This window comes from Halovivax cerinus, assembly GCF_024498195.1.
Lineage (GTDB): Archaea > Halobacteriota > Halobacteria > Halobacteriales > Natrialbaceae > Halovivax > Halovivax cerinus.
Genome location: NZ_CP101824.1, coordinates 3095691 through 3109439, shown reverse-complemented (window position 1 = coordinate 3109439; position 13749 = coordinate 3095691). Strand labels below are relative to the sequence as shown.

Annotated in this window: 12 protein-coding genes; 5 read left to right on the top strand and 7 right to left on the bottom strand. The window is 65.9% G+C overall.

Annotated features, from left to right (window positions below; genetic code table 11):
• Positions 1-112 precede the first annotated feature (112 nt).
• The 3 genes from NO366_RS14740 to NO366_RS14730 all read left to right on the top strand — a co-directional run bounded on the left by NO366_RS14740 (position 113) and on the right by NO366_RS14730 (position 3331).
• Positions 113-1318, top strand: coding sequence for a methionine adenosyltransferase (locus tag NO366_RS14740; protein ID WP_256531542.1), 1206 nt, complete (start codon positions 113-115; stop codon positions 1316-1318).
• An 81-nt stretch (positions 1319-1399) separates the two neighbouring features.
• Positions 1400-2587: a tRNA sulfurtransferase gene (locus tag NO366_RS14735; protein WP_256531541.1), complete on the top strand. Its 1188-nt coding sequence runs from the start codon at positions 1400-1402 to the stop codon at positions 2585-2587.
• A gap of 93 nt (positions 2588-2680) precedes the next feature.
• The gene (locus NO366_RS14730; protein WP_256531540.1) at positions 2681-3331 is read left to right on the top strand and encodes a DUF5804 family protein; all 651 of its coding nucleotides are present in this window, start codon (positions 2681-2683) and stop codon (positions 3329-3331) included.
• A 44-nt stretch (positions 3332-3375) separates the two neighbouring features.
• On the opposite strand, the gene NO366_RS14725 is transcribed toward NO366_RS14730, so the two are convergent.
• Positions 3376-5043, bottom strand: a complete 1668-nt coding sequence (locus NO366_RS14725; RefSeq protein WP_256531539.1) for a gamma-glutamyltransferase family protein — start codon at positions 5041-5043, stop codon at positions 3376-3378.
• Positions 5044-5185: 142 nt separating this feature from the next.
• On the opposite strand from NO366_RS14725, the gene dinB reads away from it, so the two are divergent.
• Entirely contained in the window at positions 5186-6784 is a 1599-nt protein-coding gene (gene dinB / locus NO366_RS14720) for a DNA polymerase IV (RefSeq protein WP_256531538.1), read from the top strand.
• A 227-nt stretch (positions 6785-7011) separates the two neighbouring features.
• Complete coding sequence (locus NO366_RS14715) at positions 7012-8154, top strand: J domain-containing protein (RefSeq protein WP_256531537.1); 1143 nt, start codon at positions 7012-7014, stop codon at positions 8152-8154.
• Between the two features lie 70 nt (positions 8155-8224).
• Here the strand turns inward: NO366_RS14715 and NO366_RS14710 are convergent, their stop codons facing one another.
• From NO366_RS14710 to NO366_RS14685, 6 genes are all read right to left on the bottom strand, one after another.
• Positions 8225-8857 carry a uracil-DNA glycosylase family protein gene (locus tag NO366_RS14710; protein WP_256531536.1) on the bottom strand — a complete coding sequence of 211 codons (633 nt, stop codon included), beginning with the start codon at positions 8855-8857 and terminating at the stop codon, positions 8225-8227.
• Positions 8858-9048: 191 nt separating this feature from the next.
• Positions 9049-9639: a winged helix-turn-helix transcriptional regulator gene (locus NO366_RS14705; RefSeq protein WP_256531535.1), complete on the bottom strand. Its 591-nt coding sequence runs from the start codon at positions 9637-9639 to the stop codon at positions 9049-9051.
• Positions 9640-9796: 157 nt separating this feature from the next.
• Entirely contained in the window at positions 9797-10648 is an 852-nt protein-coding gene (locus NO366_RS14700) for a COX15/CtaA family protein (RefSeq protein ID WP_256531534.1), read from the bottom strand.
• Positions 10649-11054: 406 nt separating this feature from the next.
• Entirely contained in the window at positions 11055-12140 is a 1086-nt protein-coding gene (locus tag NO366_RS14695; protein WP_256531533.1) for a glutamate--cysteine ligase, read from the bottom strand.
• 96 nt (positions 12141-12236) lie between these two features.
• On the bottom strand, positions 12237-12875 hold the full coding sequence (locus tag NO366_RS14690) for a fibrillarin-like rRNA/tRNA 2'-O-methyltransferase (RefSeq protein ID WP_256531532.1): 639 nt from the start codon (positions 12873-12875) through the stop codon (positions 12237-12239).
• Entirely contained in the window at positions 12868-13737 is an 870-nt protein-coding gene (locus NO366_RS14685; RefSeq protein ID WP_256531531.1) for an NOP5/NOP56 family protein, read from the bottom strand. The genes NO366_RS14690 and NO366_RS14685 overlap by 8 nt, the downstream gene beginning before the upstream one ends.
• Positions 13738-13749: the final 12 nt, after the last annotated feature.

Sequence of the window (13749 nt, the reverse complement as noted above, 5' to 3'; positions counted from 1 at the left end):
ACGTCCGCTCGATCGATAACCGACGTCGGCCCATCGAACGGTGTCTGAGTAATCACGGCGAGATAATTCATTTTCGCAAGTTATAGGACCGGGCCTCCGCAAGGCGTGTGTAATGACTGACCGGAACGTACGGATCGAACCGTTCGAGCGGCGAGCGGTCGACGACCAGGAGATCGAGATCGTCGAGCGAAAGGGGATCGGTCACCCGGACTCGATCTGCGACGGTATCGCCGAACACGTCTCGCAGGCGCTCGCACAGACCTATCTCGACCGGGTTGGGACGGTACTGCACTTCAACACCGACGAGACGCAACTCGTCGCCGGTGAGGCGGCACCGGCGTTCGGCGGGGGCGAGGTCGTCGACCCGATCTACCTCCTGATCGTCGGACGAGCGACCAAACACTACGACGGCCAGACGATTCCCACGGAGACCATCGCCTTGCGAGCCGCCCGAGAGTACCTGGCCGAGACGATCCCCGAACTCACGTTCGGCGAGGACGTCATCGTCGACGTCAAACTCGGCGAGGGGAGCGGCGACCTCCAGTCGGTCTTCGGCGATGACGACGTCAGCGTCCCGATGGCCAACGACACGAGTTACGGCGTGGGACACGCACCGCTCTCGGAGACCGAGGAGATCGTCCGCGAGGCCGAGCGTCGGCTCAACGGCCCGTATTCGGCCGACCACCCGGAACTCGGTACCGACGTCAAGATAATGGGAAAGCGTGAGGGTGACGAGATCGACGTCACGGTCGCGGCGGCAATGATCGACGAGTACGTGCCAGATCTAGACGCATACCGCGACGCCGTCGAAGACGTTCGTGCGTTCGTCTCCGATGTCGCCGCCGAACACACCGATCGGACCGTCCGCGTGCACGTGAACACGGCCGACGACTACGACGCGGGCTCGATTTACCTCACCGTCACTGGCACCTCGGCCGAGCAGGGCGACGACGGGTCCGTCGGCCGGGGCAACCGGGCGAACGGCCTCATCACGCCCAACCGGTCGATGTCGATGGAGGCGACGAGCGGCAAGAACCCCGTCAATCACATCGGCAAGATCTACAACCTCCTCTCGACGCAGATCGCCCAGGCCGTCGTCGCCGAGGTCGACGGCGTCACCGATCTTCGCGTGCGCCTGTTGAGCCAGATCGGCCGCCCGATCGACCACCCGCACGTCGCCGACGTCCACGTCGTCACTGCCGATGGCGTGGCGATCGCCGACGTAGCGGACGCCGTCGAGGCCATCGTCGATCGTGAACTCGGCGACGTCTCCGAACTCACCCGTCGCGTCATCGACGGCGAACTGACGACGTTTTAGGTCGCGTTCGTGGCTCACGCCGCCAACGTCGCCGCTCGCCGATAACAACCTCCTTATACGGACCAGTCGCTAGCGAGAGCCATGCATCCGCCGGGAGCCGACACCGTGCTCGTTCGCCACGGCGACATCAACACGAAGAGCACGTCGGTCAAGCGCTACATGGAGGGCCTACTCGTCGAGCACCTGGAGGCGCTCATGGCGGACCGATCGGTCCCGGGTTCGGTGGTCAGGGAGTGGAACCGGCCCCGAATCGAGACGACCGAAGGTGCCGTCGCCGACGCCCTCGACGCGGCGACGGATACGTTCGGCGTCGTCTCGGCGAGTCCGTGCGTAACCGTCGAGCCAGCGTTCGAGCCGATCGTCGACGCGCTCGCCGAGATCGCCCCGGAGGCGTACGACGGCGGGAGTTTCGCGGTCGACGCCCGGCGGGCCGACAAGGACCTACCCTTTACGAGCCAGGAGCTGGCCAAAGCGGGCGGAACGGCGATCTGGGAGGCCGTCGAGGACGCGTTCGACCCGACGGTCGATCTGGACGATCCGGACCACACGTTCGGCGTCGAAGTTCGCAGCGATGCGGCCTACCTCTACACCGACACCGTCGCCGGACCGGGCGGACTCCCGCTCGGGTCGCAGGCCCCCATGGTCGCCCTGATCAGCGGCGGCATCGACTCGCCCGTCGCCGCGTACGAGGTGATGCGACGCGGAAGTCCCATCGTTCCCGTCTACGTGGCCCTCGGCGAGTACGGCGGACCCGACCACGAGGCACGGGCGATCGAGACCGTTCGATCCCTCGCCCGCTACGCGCCGACCCGGGACCTGACCGTCTATCGGGTGCCGGGGGGCGACACCGTCTCCCACCTCGCCGAGACCATGGAGCAGGGCCGGATGCTCTCACTGCGTCGGTTCTTCTACCGCATCGCCGAACACGTCGCAGCGAAGACAGACGCCCAGGGGATCGTCACCGGTGAAGCCCTCGGGCAAAAGTCGAGCCAGACGGCCCAGAATCTCGCGGTGACGAGTCGGGCGACGGACCTGCCGATCCACCGGCCGCTCCTCGCGATGGACAAAGAGACCATCGTCGAGCGCGCCCGAAACATCGGGACGTACCGCGACTCGACCATCCCCGCCGGGTGTAACCGCATTGCCCCCGATCGCGTCGAGACGAACGGCCGGGTCGAACAGCTGCTGGCGGTCGAACCCGACGACCTCTACGAGCGGGCGGCGTCTGCCACCTCCGAGGCGACGCTCATCGACCCTCGTGGCCGGTGAGTACGCACTCGATCCCGAGTCTGTCCGGTTCGACGTCGACTGCGGCCAGTCGGACCGAAACCACCATTATTCGTCCGACCCCACCTTCGGAACGTGACCCGGGTCTGCTTCGTCGGCGACGAGGACGTCACCCTGCAGTACGAACTCCTCTCGCGGGAGACCTCCCGCGAAGCACTCTCGACGTACGATCTGCGACGGCCGTTCGAGAACTCGATCGCCCTCGATACGGTGAGCCTCGGCGCGGCGATGGCGTTGTGTAACGACCTGCAGTGGTACGTGGTTCGATTCGTCGATACGATCCTGGTTCGAGATCCGAGTGTCCACGAGACGGAGTGGCTCTCTCGGCCGCTCGCCCGCGCGATGCGTAACGACGAGATGGAGCCGGCCGAGACCGGCGACTATCTGAAGATATACGGCGTCGAGTATCCGGACGATCGTCGGCAGAACGACCGCGATTCGGGGCCGCCTGCGGGCGTCGATCCGGCGCTGGTGGACGGAGCGACGACAGACGACCCGACCGGCGGGACGGTCGACGACCCGGACGATGCGACGATCGACGATCCGGACGCCGGGACGTCCGATCCGGACGATGCGACCGGCCGAACGGGTGGCGAGACGGACCGGGGTCGCCTCGTCGAACCGCTGTACGTCAGGCGAACTGACGGCGAAATCCCCGAGTACGACCTCCGCGACGTCTCCGAAACGGTCGTCGTCCGACTGACCGAAGACGAGTACGCTCCCTGAGAACTGCCGCCAGGTCACCGAAGATCGGCTTTGATCGGCGACCGTCAGAACCCGGTGGCCTGTCCGTCCTTGCGTGGTTCACTGGCCCCGGCGAGGCTGCCGTCACGTCGACGAACGATCTGCGCGCCGCCGAACTGGACCGGCGGGAGCACGCGGACGTCGTGACCCGTGCGTGCGAGTGCACCGCTGTTCGGCAGGCGCTCTTCCACGCCGAGCGTGCCATCTTCGCGTACCCGCCAGCGCGGCGCGTCGAGCGCCTCCTGCAGTCCCATACCGTAGTCGACGACGTTCGAGAGCACCTGAACGTGGCCCTGCGGTTGCATGTAGCCGCCCATGACGCCGAAGGCGGCCCAGTCGTCCTCGTCGAACTTCGCGAGTGCCGGGACGAGCGTGTGGAACGGGCGCTTGCCCGGTTCGAGGCTGTTCGGGTGGTCGGGGTCGAGCGAGAACGACGCCCCGCGGTTCTGGAGGGCGATGCCCGTATCGCCGGCGACGAGCCCGCTTCCGAACCCGGCGAACCGTGAGTTGATGAAGGAAACGAGATTGCCGGCCTCGTCGCCGACCGTGAGGAGGACCGTGTCCGCGTCCTCGGCGTTGGCGTTCGGCACGCCGATGTCCGGGTCCGAAATCGGTGCCTGGCCGATCTCTTCGGCCCGCGTCTCCGCGTAGGATTTCGACGCGAGCGCCGGGATCTCTTCGTACGCCGGATCGGTTATGTAGTGGTGGCCGTCGACGAACGCCAGTTTCATCGCCTCGGCGAAGGCGTGGACGCGCTCCGGCGAGTCGTAGGCGTGGTCGCCCGCACCGATCTCCTCGGCGATGTTGAGCGCTTCGAGCGCGATCAACCCCTGGTTGTTCGGCGGCAGTTCGAAGATCTCGGTCCCGTTGTAGGTAGTGCTGACGGGGTCGACGAACTCGGGTTCGAACGACGCCAGATCGTCGACGGTCATGAAGCCGCCGGCGTCCTGGATCTCGGACGCGATCGCGTCGGCGATCTCCCCTTCGTAGACGACGTCGGCGCCCTCGTCGGCGATTTGTTGCATAGACCCGCCGAGTCGGGGGAGCGTGACCGTCTGTCCCGGGGCCGGGGCTTCGCCGTCGAAGAGGTACGCCTCGCGAGCGTGTTCGTCGGTAAAGAGGGTCTCCGCCCCCTGCCAGTAGTACGAGATCACGTCAGAGACGGGGTAGCCCTCGGTCGCGTAGCGAATCGCCGGAGCCAGTGCGTCTGCGAGTGACGTGCGGCCGAATTCCTCGACGGTCGCTTCCCACCCGCGAGCCGTCCCGGGAACGGTCACCGCGTGGGGACCGAGAAACGGCATCTCGAGGGTGTCCGGGTCGCCACCAGCGTCGACGGCGTAGCCGCGAGACTCGGGGTAGTACGACGCGCGCTCGTCGGGGTCGGCGTCGGAGAGGGCCGCTCGGACGTTCTCGATCGTCGCATCGGCGGGCGCCCCGCCGCATGATCGCATCGCGCCAACCTCGCCGTCGGCGGTTCGATACAGGGCGAAGACGTCGCCGCCGATTCCCGTCGAAGTCGGTTCGACCACGTTGAGCGCCGCGGCGGTCGCTACGGCGGCGTCGAAGGCGTTACCGCCGTTTCGAAGCAGTTCCACGCCCGCCTGCGCGGCGAGCGGTTGACTCGTCGCGACCAGCCCGCGATTCGCGCGGACGGTCGACTGCCGTGAGGTGAACCGATCCAGATCGTAGTCCATGCTACCGTCTCCCGGCCGCACGGACAAAAAGCGACCCCTCCCGGCAGGCGTGACAGGTACCGATGCCGGACCGAAGTGGCGCGAAGCCGATCGTCGGGCAGCCGTCGCAACGTTCACGGTGGTTCGGTCCGGACTGGCGACAATGGCGGACGAGGCGCGACTCCCGGGCGTCGAGACGGAGTCCGACGAGGACCCCATCGTCCTGCACGTCGACGCCGATTGCTTCTACGCGGCCTGTGAGCGTCTCCGCGAGCCGGAATTGCGTGGCGAACCGGTCGTCGTCGGGATGGGCTACGAACCGGGCGACTCCGTCGGCGCCGTCGCGACTGCGAGTTACGAGGCGCGCGAGTTCGGCGTCGAGAGCGCCATGGCGATCAGTCAGGCCCTGGAGAACCTTCCTCGACGCGTCGACGCCGATTCGGACTCGGACCTGGACGTCTCCGAAACGGGCGTCTACCGCCCCGTCGACATGGCGTACTACGAATCTGTGAGCGAGGACGTACGGTCTATCCTCCACGAGAGCGCAGACGTCGTTCGGGAGGTGAGCATCGACGAAGCCTACCTCGACGTGACCGAGCGGACGGACTGGTCGGTCGCGGAGGGGTTCGCGAGACACGTCAAAGAGCGTATCGCCCGTGAGGTCGGCGTCACCGTCAGTATCGGCGTCGCCCCATCGATGAGTGCGGCCAAGATCGCGAGTGACTTCGACAAACCCGACGGGTTGACCGTCGTCGAACCGGACGAGGTCCGATCGTTCCTCGGTCCGCTCGACGTCGACGAGATACACGGCGTCGGACCGGTCACGGCCCGTACCCTCCGCGAGATGGGACTCGAGACCGCCGGCGACGTCGCCGACGCCGATCCCGACGCGCTCGTCGAGGCGTTCGGCGAGCGAGGCCGAGAACTCTACGACTACTCGCGCGGCGCCGACGACCGGCCAGTCACGCCGCGCGGCCTCCCGAAGAGCTTCTCACGTGAATCCGCGTTCGGCTCCCCCGTCGCAGCGTGGGAACGAAAACGCGAGACGTTGCACACGCTGGCCGAGGCCGTTGCCGATCGCGCGACGCGCGAAGGGGCGCTGTACCGAACGGTCGGCGTCAAGGCCGTCACGCCGCCGTACGACGTCAACACACGGGAGCGATCGCTCTCCGGGCCGGTGGACGATCCGGGGCTCGTCGTCGAGATCGCGACGGACCTCTTTCGGGAGTTCGACGAGGATCGGGTCCGGAAACTGGGTGTCAAAGTGGCGAACCTGGAGTTCGACGCGGCGAACCAGTCGAACCTCGACGGCTGGGGCGACGCTACGGAACCAGGGAACACGAACGGGGCGGGTTCGGACGGAGACGGTGTCGACAACCCGCTGGACGTGTCGGGAGGGAAACCAGCAACCGATTCGTCGAGGACCACTCCCGACCCATCGCCCGACGATACGGGCGAGACATCGGACGCCGCTGGGGACACGCTGCCAGCCGATCAGCGAACGCTCGACGCTCTCGTCGAGGGCGGGACCCGGTCGGCCGATCGATCGCCAACGTCGCCTTCGTCTCGAACAGCGGTGGTGAACGCCGGCGACGGTTCGACAGACGTGGTGGTGCCCCTTTCGGCGTTCGACGGCGACGGCGCTTCCGTCGACGCGGGGCCGGACCGACGCGACGCAAATCGATCCGCCGGGACCGGTCCGATCACCTCGGTACGCCGCCATCCCGATCAGACGACGCTGTCGGAGTTCGTCGGAAACTGATGCCTCTCACTGTCCTCGCCCGTGTGTTACGCATCGAGTACCCCAGCGACCGTGAACACCTCCAGCGACCGTGTATACCTGCGTCGGTGTGCAACGCCGCGGCGGAATCGGCCACAACGCTCAACCCACTTGGTTGCGGATGATCGACAGACGCCTCCCGAACAGCAGAATTATACGGGAGAGGAATAGATAATCGAGGTACCACGACCGCCCAGTAGTGTGACGCCATGACCGAGGACTTCTACGATCTTCTCGACGTACCGCCGGACGCCACGCAGGACGAGATCAAGGCTGCCTTTCGTGAACAGGTGCGCATCTACCATCCGGATCTGAACGACGACGAACGTGCGCAAGCGCAATTTACGGCCCTCAAGACGGCGTACGACGTCCTCGGCGACCCCGTCGAACGACGAGCGTACGATCGACTGGGCCACGTCGACTACGTCGCAAAGCGCACCTCCGGATTACCCTCTCCCGACAAGTGGGCGACCGACGACGCAGACGGATCGTCGTCGGTTGGCGACTCCACCGTTCGGACCGAATCGACCTCGTGGGGGTCATCGGCCGGGGCAGATGCTCGAACTGGCGACGCATCCGCCTCGTCGACCGGATCTGGACGCGGTTCGGGTTCGAACGTCGGGTCTTCCGCGGGCATCGGCTCCTCCACGGGCATCGGCCGCCGCGTCGTCCGATCTCCGCACGATCGTCTTTCAGAGCTCCTCCGGTGGTGGCGCTCTATAAACGTCGCCGGCCCGCTCCTCTGGACTGGCACGCTGGTGTACCTGCTCGGGCTGATTCAGTACGGTCGCGCCAACAGTGACGCGTTCGGCGATATCTGGGAGACGCTTCGCACATCGGGGGTCGACTACGACGCACTCGTCTCCGCCAGCGACGGTCTTACCGGCGCAATTTCGTACGTAGGGGCCACGGAGCCGGTCACGCCACCGATCGCTCGCCAGCTCTGGTACGCCGTACTCGCCGGAGCGATCGTCGGGACGATTGCGCTGCTCCTCGGGTGGCGCCACACACGACGTGGCAGCCTCCTCGGACCGGTGACGATCGACGAGACGATCCTCCTCGCACTCGTCGTGGGCGTAACCAGCACACTCGCTGGCGGCGTCTTACTCGCCGGATCGCTCCTCCTTCCACTGCTCTTCGGCGTGGTGATCTATCACTCACGTCGGTTGCCAGGCTGGTCTCCGTCCTACGTCTATCTGCTCCTGGTCTCGGCGCCGGTCGCCGTCCTCGTCGCCGGCACGATAGAGCTCGCCTTCGGACCGATCGAACTGGTGGCGCTCGTCGTCGTTCCCCTCCTCGGTGCGCTCGGACTCCCCGTCAGGATTGTCGTCCGGCGCCGTATCGGCGTCTGAGCCGGCGACAACGGTCACCGTCCGCTCACTCCTCGTCGCGACGTGTGACCGATCGGTTGCCTCGTCCGCGTCACCCGACCGTGGTGGCGACTCCCTTCGTCTGACGGTAGTCGCTGGACAGGATCGACTCGAATCGATCGGACGCTCTCGCCACCAGGGACTCGTCCCACCGATCAGGATCCGCCAACGGAACGACGAGAAAGCCTCGACCGCGTATCTCCGTCGCGTGCAGCGCGTCCATGTCCAGTTCGATTCGTGTTCGTCGGGTCGTGTACGATTCGACGACGCGTGCCGTTGCACGCCGTCCGATCGGGACGAGGACGTGCGCGTTGACCGCCCGAAGTTCCGCGTCGAAGAAGCGTTCGAGTCGTGCGTACGAGTCCGCGGTCGGCTCCGTGCCGGCTGGAAGGGTACACATGTGGATGTAGCTCAGAAAACAATCGTCGAGGTGGGGTCCGTCCGCATCGTCTGACAGGAAGTCGACCGACCGAAGGAGCGAGGTGAGCGGCGTCTCCCGCCTCCCGAGTGCGAACGGAATCCCGGACGTCGAACCGCCGTGGACGCCGGGACGATCACCGATCACGTGAAAATCCGCGTTGGGATCGCCGTATCCGAAGACGGCGGGGACGGCCGATTCGTCACTGCGGTCGAACGGCGGCGTCAGTCCGAACGGGTTCGACCGACGATCGGTCAGGTGCGTCACGGCGAACGGAAGGTTCGCCGATCGCATAACGGCCTCGATTTCCGATCTCGACTCCGTGAGACGGGTGCAGTGCGGGGCGTCGATGCGCGGACCCGACCGATGAGCGGGACGACGATGCGCAGGATCGGTCGATGCACGAGGGTGGTCGCCGTCTCACGCGGGGACGTTCGTGCTCGGGTGACCAGCCAGGGTCAGGAGGACTCGGCGAGGGGCGTCTGCTGATCTTCGAAGGCAGACCGGCACTCACGGTCACAGAAGTGGTACAATCCGCCATCGAATCGGAGGGAGCGACCGTTCTCGGTGACGTCGTCGCCACAGGATTCGCAGGTCAGGTTTATCGACCGGTCGGCGAGAGAGGGCTCCCAGGCGCGTTCCTGGATCAGGTGAACGCGGTACGATTCGATCTGTCCGGCGTCGAGTGCTGAGAGAAGTGAGGGACCGACGTCCTGGCTCTGGAGGGTACCGACCGCGAGCAGGCGGGCGTCGGAGGTCATGAACACGTGTTCGATACCCTCGACTGCGGCGAGGTCCGTCGTCACGGTGCCGTTTTGAGACGCACAGAGGGCAACGTCGATCAGGACTTCGATCCCGTCGGAGAACGACGAACGATCGATATCGACGGTGAACCCCTGGATGATCCCGAGCCGTTCGAGCCGATCGATACGGTCGGACACCGTGGGTGCGGAGACGTCGACGCGGTCGGCGATGTCGTTGTACGGACGGCGCGCGTCTTCGAGGAGGAGGGCGATGATTTCGAGGTCTGTTTCGTCCAGCGAACGCATACCGGAATCTTCGTCCCGATACACTTTACATTTTACGGTACTGATTAATCGAGGAAACACTCTCGAGAGTCCCTCGAAGGGCTTATCGAGCGTGTTGCTGACGGATACTTGTGATAGCGTGGTCCGTCGACGAATACCGGTGCCGGTCGACCGACGGTCAATGCTTCGGGGTGGTCGTTCGAACGGAATACCAGAGCCACGCGAACGCAACCGTCGTGCCGATCGTGACGAGCCAGTACCCGAGGACGATACTTGGATCGAACCCCATGACGGATTCTCTCCCGAAGTAGACGACGACGAGGCCGAGAATCGGAGCGGCCCCGAGAACCAGGGCGGTTCGGCCTTCGTACCGGCGGCGGCCGACGATCGCAGCGAAAAGCAGTGATCCGATGAACACCAGCGTGACGGCGTAGAGCGTCGTCTGGAGGACTTCCGTGTACGTGGAAATGACGAGAGGACTGAGTACCACCTGTGCCGGGACGAGTACCGTCGCGATTCCGAGTGCGCGCGTGACGGTCGTCGTATTCAGGCGGTCGGCCGTCAGCACGATCGCCCCGACAGCGAAGCTACAGAAGATGGCGATCGCCGTCCAGAAGTGGAGGTCGAGGATGGCGAGATCGTAGAGTTTTACGGTGCCGGCGCCGAGTGCTACCTGAACCGGGGTGAGGAGCAGGCCGATCGTGAGCGCCCAGGCGGCCGTTCGGTCGGCGCCGGATCGCCAGGTGACGATCGCGGAGGCGACGATGAAGAGTCCGGAGACGCCGGCGACGACACGGTGAATCCACTCGAAGAAACTGGGGAACGTCGCCGGAAAGAGGTTGAGGATGCCGCCGTCGCACAGCGGCCAGTTCGCGTCACAGGCCAATCCGGCACCGGACGCTTTCGTCGCGATTCCCAGGAGAATCGTCGCACTCACCAGGACGAGCGTCGTACCGACCAGTTCCGGGACGCCGAACCGACGTGAGAGGAGTCCGAACCCACTCGCTTCGGTGCGTGTTGTGGAGGCCACGGTCTATCGCGTGCGAGTTGACGGTCGCGCTATTTCAATCGACCGAGTCGTTCCCACCGAGCTGGAACGGATCGGACACGACGAACCGCCTGGGTACGTGCGACTATCTATCCGAATCGACGATCTGGTCGAGGCGACGGGTCGGGGGTATACGCACGGCCTCGCACTTGCTTCTGAAACGAGTCGGTGCACGTAGTGACGTGTGACGGAAGCCGCTCTCAGAGACGGCCTGAGAGTGGTCGGTCAGCCCAGAGACGGTCCGAGGCGGAAGACGGTCTCGGTCGTTCCGAGACAGAAGATGGTCTCAGCAGCGTTCCGAGATAGACCAGCCACTCCAGAGCCGGTCTACAATGGGAGGTGGTCGAGATCGGAGCCGGTTCGAGTCCTCCCCGCTCTATCCACGGAGCTACACTTCGAGGAGGAGTGACTCACAGAGCGCGTCGACGCCATCGCGCTCCAGCACGCGGCGTTGTCGGTGTGCGCCACTCTCCCGGTCGTATATTCGACGAATGCCGTCGACCCCGAGTCGGTCGGACTCACGGTCGACGAGCTCGTCGAGTTCGATCGTTCCCGTGACGTCGCGTGTCATAAACGTGGCATCGCGCCCGTGTCGGATGGCTCGCCACTTGTTCTCGTCGAGAACTTCCCGGCGCTGTGTCGGAGCGTACCCGCGCTCGCCGTCTTCGTACGCCGCCGCGAGATCGACGACCAGCGCGTGGCAGTACTCGACGATGGCGCGTACGACCGTCGGATCGGCCTGTCCGTCCGGCGTCCGAATTTCGACGGTGCCGTGGCCCGTGTGTGGGCGGACGTCGTACCAGAGTTCGCCCCGGTCGTCGATCGCCCCGCTCTCGACCATCCGCCGTTCGAATCGATCGAACGACTCGAAGTCCTCGAACGCGGTCGGCATCCCCGTGTTCGGGAGCCCCTCGAATATCTTCGCCCGTGCCGACGCGAGACCGGTGTCGAACCCGTTCCAGAACGGCGAGTTGGCCGAGAGCGCGAGGACGATCGGGACGTACCACCGCAGTTCGTTCGCGATCCAGATCGCCTTGTCGGCGTCGTCGACGCCGACGTGGACGTGGACGCCCGCGGTCGTGTTTCGGTGTTGTGGATACTGAATCCGATCGAGTTGAGACTGATACCGAGGTTTTTCGGCGTGTTCGAGCTCACGCCATCTCGCGAGCGGGTGGAGCCCGGCCGCGGCAATGTCGAATCCGTGGTCCGCCGCGTGGTCGCACAGGGCCGACCGAACGCGGGTAATGTGTTCGGCCGTGTTCGAAGGGTCCTCGAACGTCGGCGTCTGGCTCTCGATGACGCACTTGAACAGTTCGTGATCGAGCTTCCCGTCGAGGACGGCCGGCGGTTCCGATTCGTAGACGAGTTCGTCCGTTCCGCTCGTCGGCCTGGCCCGTTCGTCGACGACGTAGTACTCCTCTTCGACGCCGAGCGTTCCCATCGTATCGAACGCCGAACGCGACCCGCGATCCATCGGCTCTGTCTTGCGGGTGCGACGATAAATAGGGTTTGGAACCAGAACCGTCGCCACTGCGATCGAATCGCACGCCCCTCGGCACGCCGACGCCGATTACCTGGGGGTGGCGACGATACCGAAGTGATCCGCGTGATACTCGTCGATCGACCTCCGTTCGAGGATCTCGTACGCCTCGGTTAGCTCGTCCTGGACGCGCTCGAAGACGGCGGCCGGATCGGCGGTTACGTCTTCGCTTCGGGCTTTGACGGCGAGCACCAGGCGACCGTCGTCGGCGAGGAAGCGCCGGTTCTCGATCGCGACGCGAGCTTGCCCGCGCGTCGCGACGTCCTGGACGACGACGTCGAGTTCCGATTCGACGACGTGTGCGTACTGGGCCGGCATGCGGGCGTCGGCGAGGAGGGGAAAGAGCCGTCGTCGGTCGTTCGCGACCGTCACGAGGTCGCGAGCTGGCCTTGGCGCGAACTCGACGGCGTACGTGGGCCCGGCGAAGTCCGCCACGTGACTCACCGTCGTTCCGCTCGCAGCGCCGAGGTAGAGCACGCGTTCGTCGTCCCCGCCGCGGAAGCCGGTCTCGAAGCCCAGTTCGAGCATGGCGCCCAGTTTCGACCGGCGTGGGTCCCAGGCCCGCCACGCTCCGTCGGTCGGTTCGCCGTAGACCGGTTCGCCACGCGTCGCGAGTCGCTCGCGTCCGTCGAGCGTACGGCGCTCGACGCCCGTCGGGAGATCAGACATCTGTCTCACCGCCATCGTCTGCTCCGGTTTCCGGGTCACGAGACCGGATCGTATCGATCCGGTCGGCGAGTTCCCGTTCGAGCTCGGGACGACGATCGCCGGAATAGTGATCGATCCGGGCGGCGATGGAGAGTTTCCCCGCGAGTGCGCGAGCCGCCGATCCCCGGTCCGCTGGTCTCGTTTCACGGATCGCCTCGTGTGTGTAGATGACTCCGTGTTTGGGCGACGGCGCCTGGCCCCGGAGATGGGCGAACAGGGCATCCTCGGCTCCCAGTACCTGGACGGTCCCGCTCGGTTGCTTCGCGAGCGCTTCGAGGCCCCCGGCGAGCGAAATCAGACGCGCGGCGAGTATCGGCCCGGCGAGCGCGGACAGGTTCGGTGCGACCGTCGGCGCCAATCGGTCGATCCGCCGTTCGAGTGCGGTCGCCTCCTCGTCCACGTCGACGACGCGTCCGGCGAGCGATCGGACGGATTCGTCGGCGGCCTCCGACTCCGAATCCCGAAGACGACGGGCGTACGCGACGCCGGAACCGGGATCGTCGTCGAGCGTGCCGGCCCACTCGGTCACTCGTTCCGCGAGTTCGTTCGCCGTCCGCCGGCAGTCGTCCATCGCTCGAACCACGTGGATCAACTGGCGGTCGTCGGCTCGTTCAGCCTCTCGTGCGGCACGCTCGGTCGCCGCGACCGTCACCTCGTGGAGCCAGTCGTAGTAGGCGTCTTCGTCCGAAACGGCGCTAGATTCGACCGCGTTCGTCGGCCACGGGCCGGGTTCGGCGACGGATCCGTCGCGGACCGATCGGACGCCGGCGTCTCGATCGGCTGGATCGACGCCGGCGAACCAGGCCGCTGTCGGCTCACTCATATCCGTACGTGG

Excerpts from the sequence above, each read along its gene's own strand:
- NO366_RS14740 (WP_256531542.1), top strand. The coding sequence starts at position 113 with ATGACTGACCGGAACGTACGGATCGAACCGTTCGAGCGGCGAGCGGTC.
- NO366_RS14735 (WP_256531541.1), top strand. The coding sequence starts at position 1,400 with ATGCATCCGCCGGGAGCCGACACCGTGCTCGTTCGCCACGGCGACATC.
- NO366_RS14725 (WP_256531539.1), bottom strand. The coding sequence starts at position 5,043 with ATGGACTACGATCTGGATCGGTTCACCTCACGGCAGTCGACCGTCCGC.
- dinB (WP_256531538.1), top strand. The coding sequence starts at position 5,186 with ATGGCGGACGAGGCGCGACTCCCGGGCGTCGAGACGGAGTCCGACGAG.
- NO366_RS14715 (WP_256531537.1), top strand. The coding sequence starts at position 7,012 with ATGACCGAGGACTTCTACGATCTTCTCGACGTACCGCCGGACGCCACG.
- NO366_RS14705 (WP_256531535.1), bottom strand. The coding sequence starts at position 9,639 with ATGCGTTCGCTGGACGAAACAGACCTCGAAATCATCGCCCTCCTCCTC.
- NO366_RS14695 (WP_256531533.1), bottom strand. The coding sequence starts at position 12,140 with ATGGATCGCGGGTCGCGTTCGGCGTTCGATACGATGGGAACGCTCGGC.
- NO366_RS14690 (WP_256531532.1), bottom strand. The coding sequence starts at position 12,875 with ATGTCTGATCTCCCGACGGGCGTCGAGCGCCGTACGCTCGACGGACGC.
- NO366_RS14685 (WP_256531531.1), bottom strand. The coding sequence starts at position 13,737 with ATGAGTGAGCCGACAGCGGCCTGGTTCGCCGGCGTCGATCCAGCCGAT.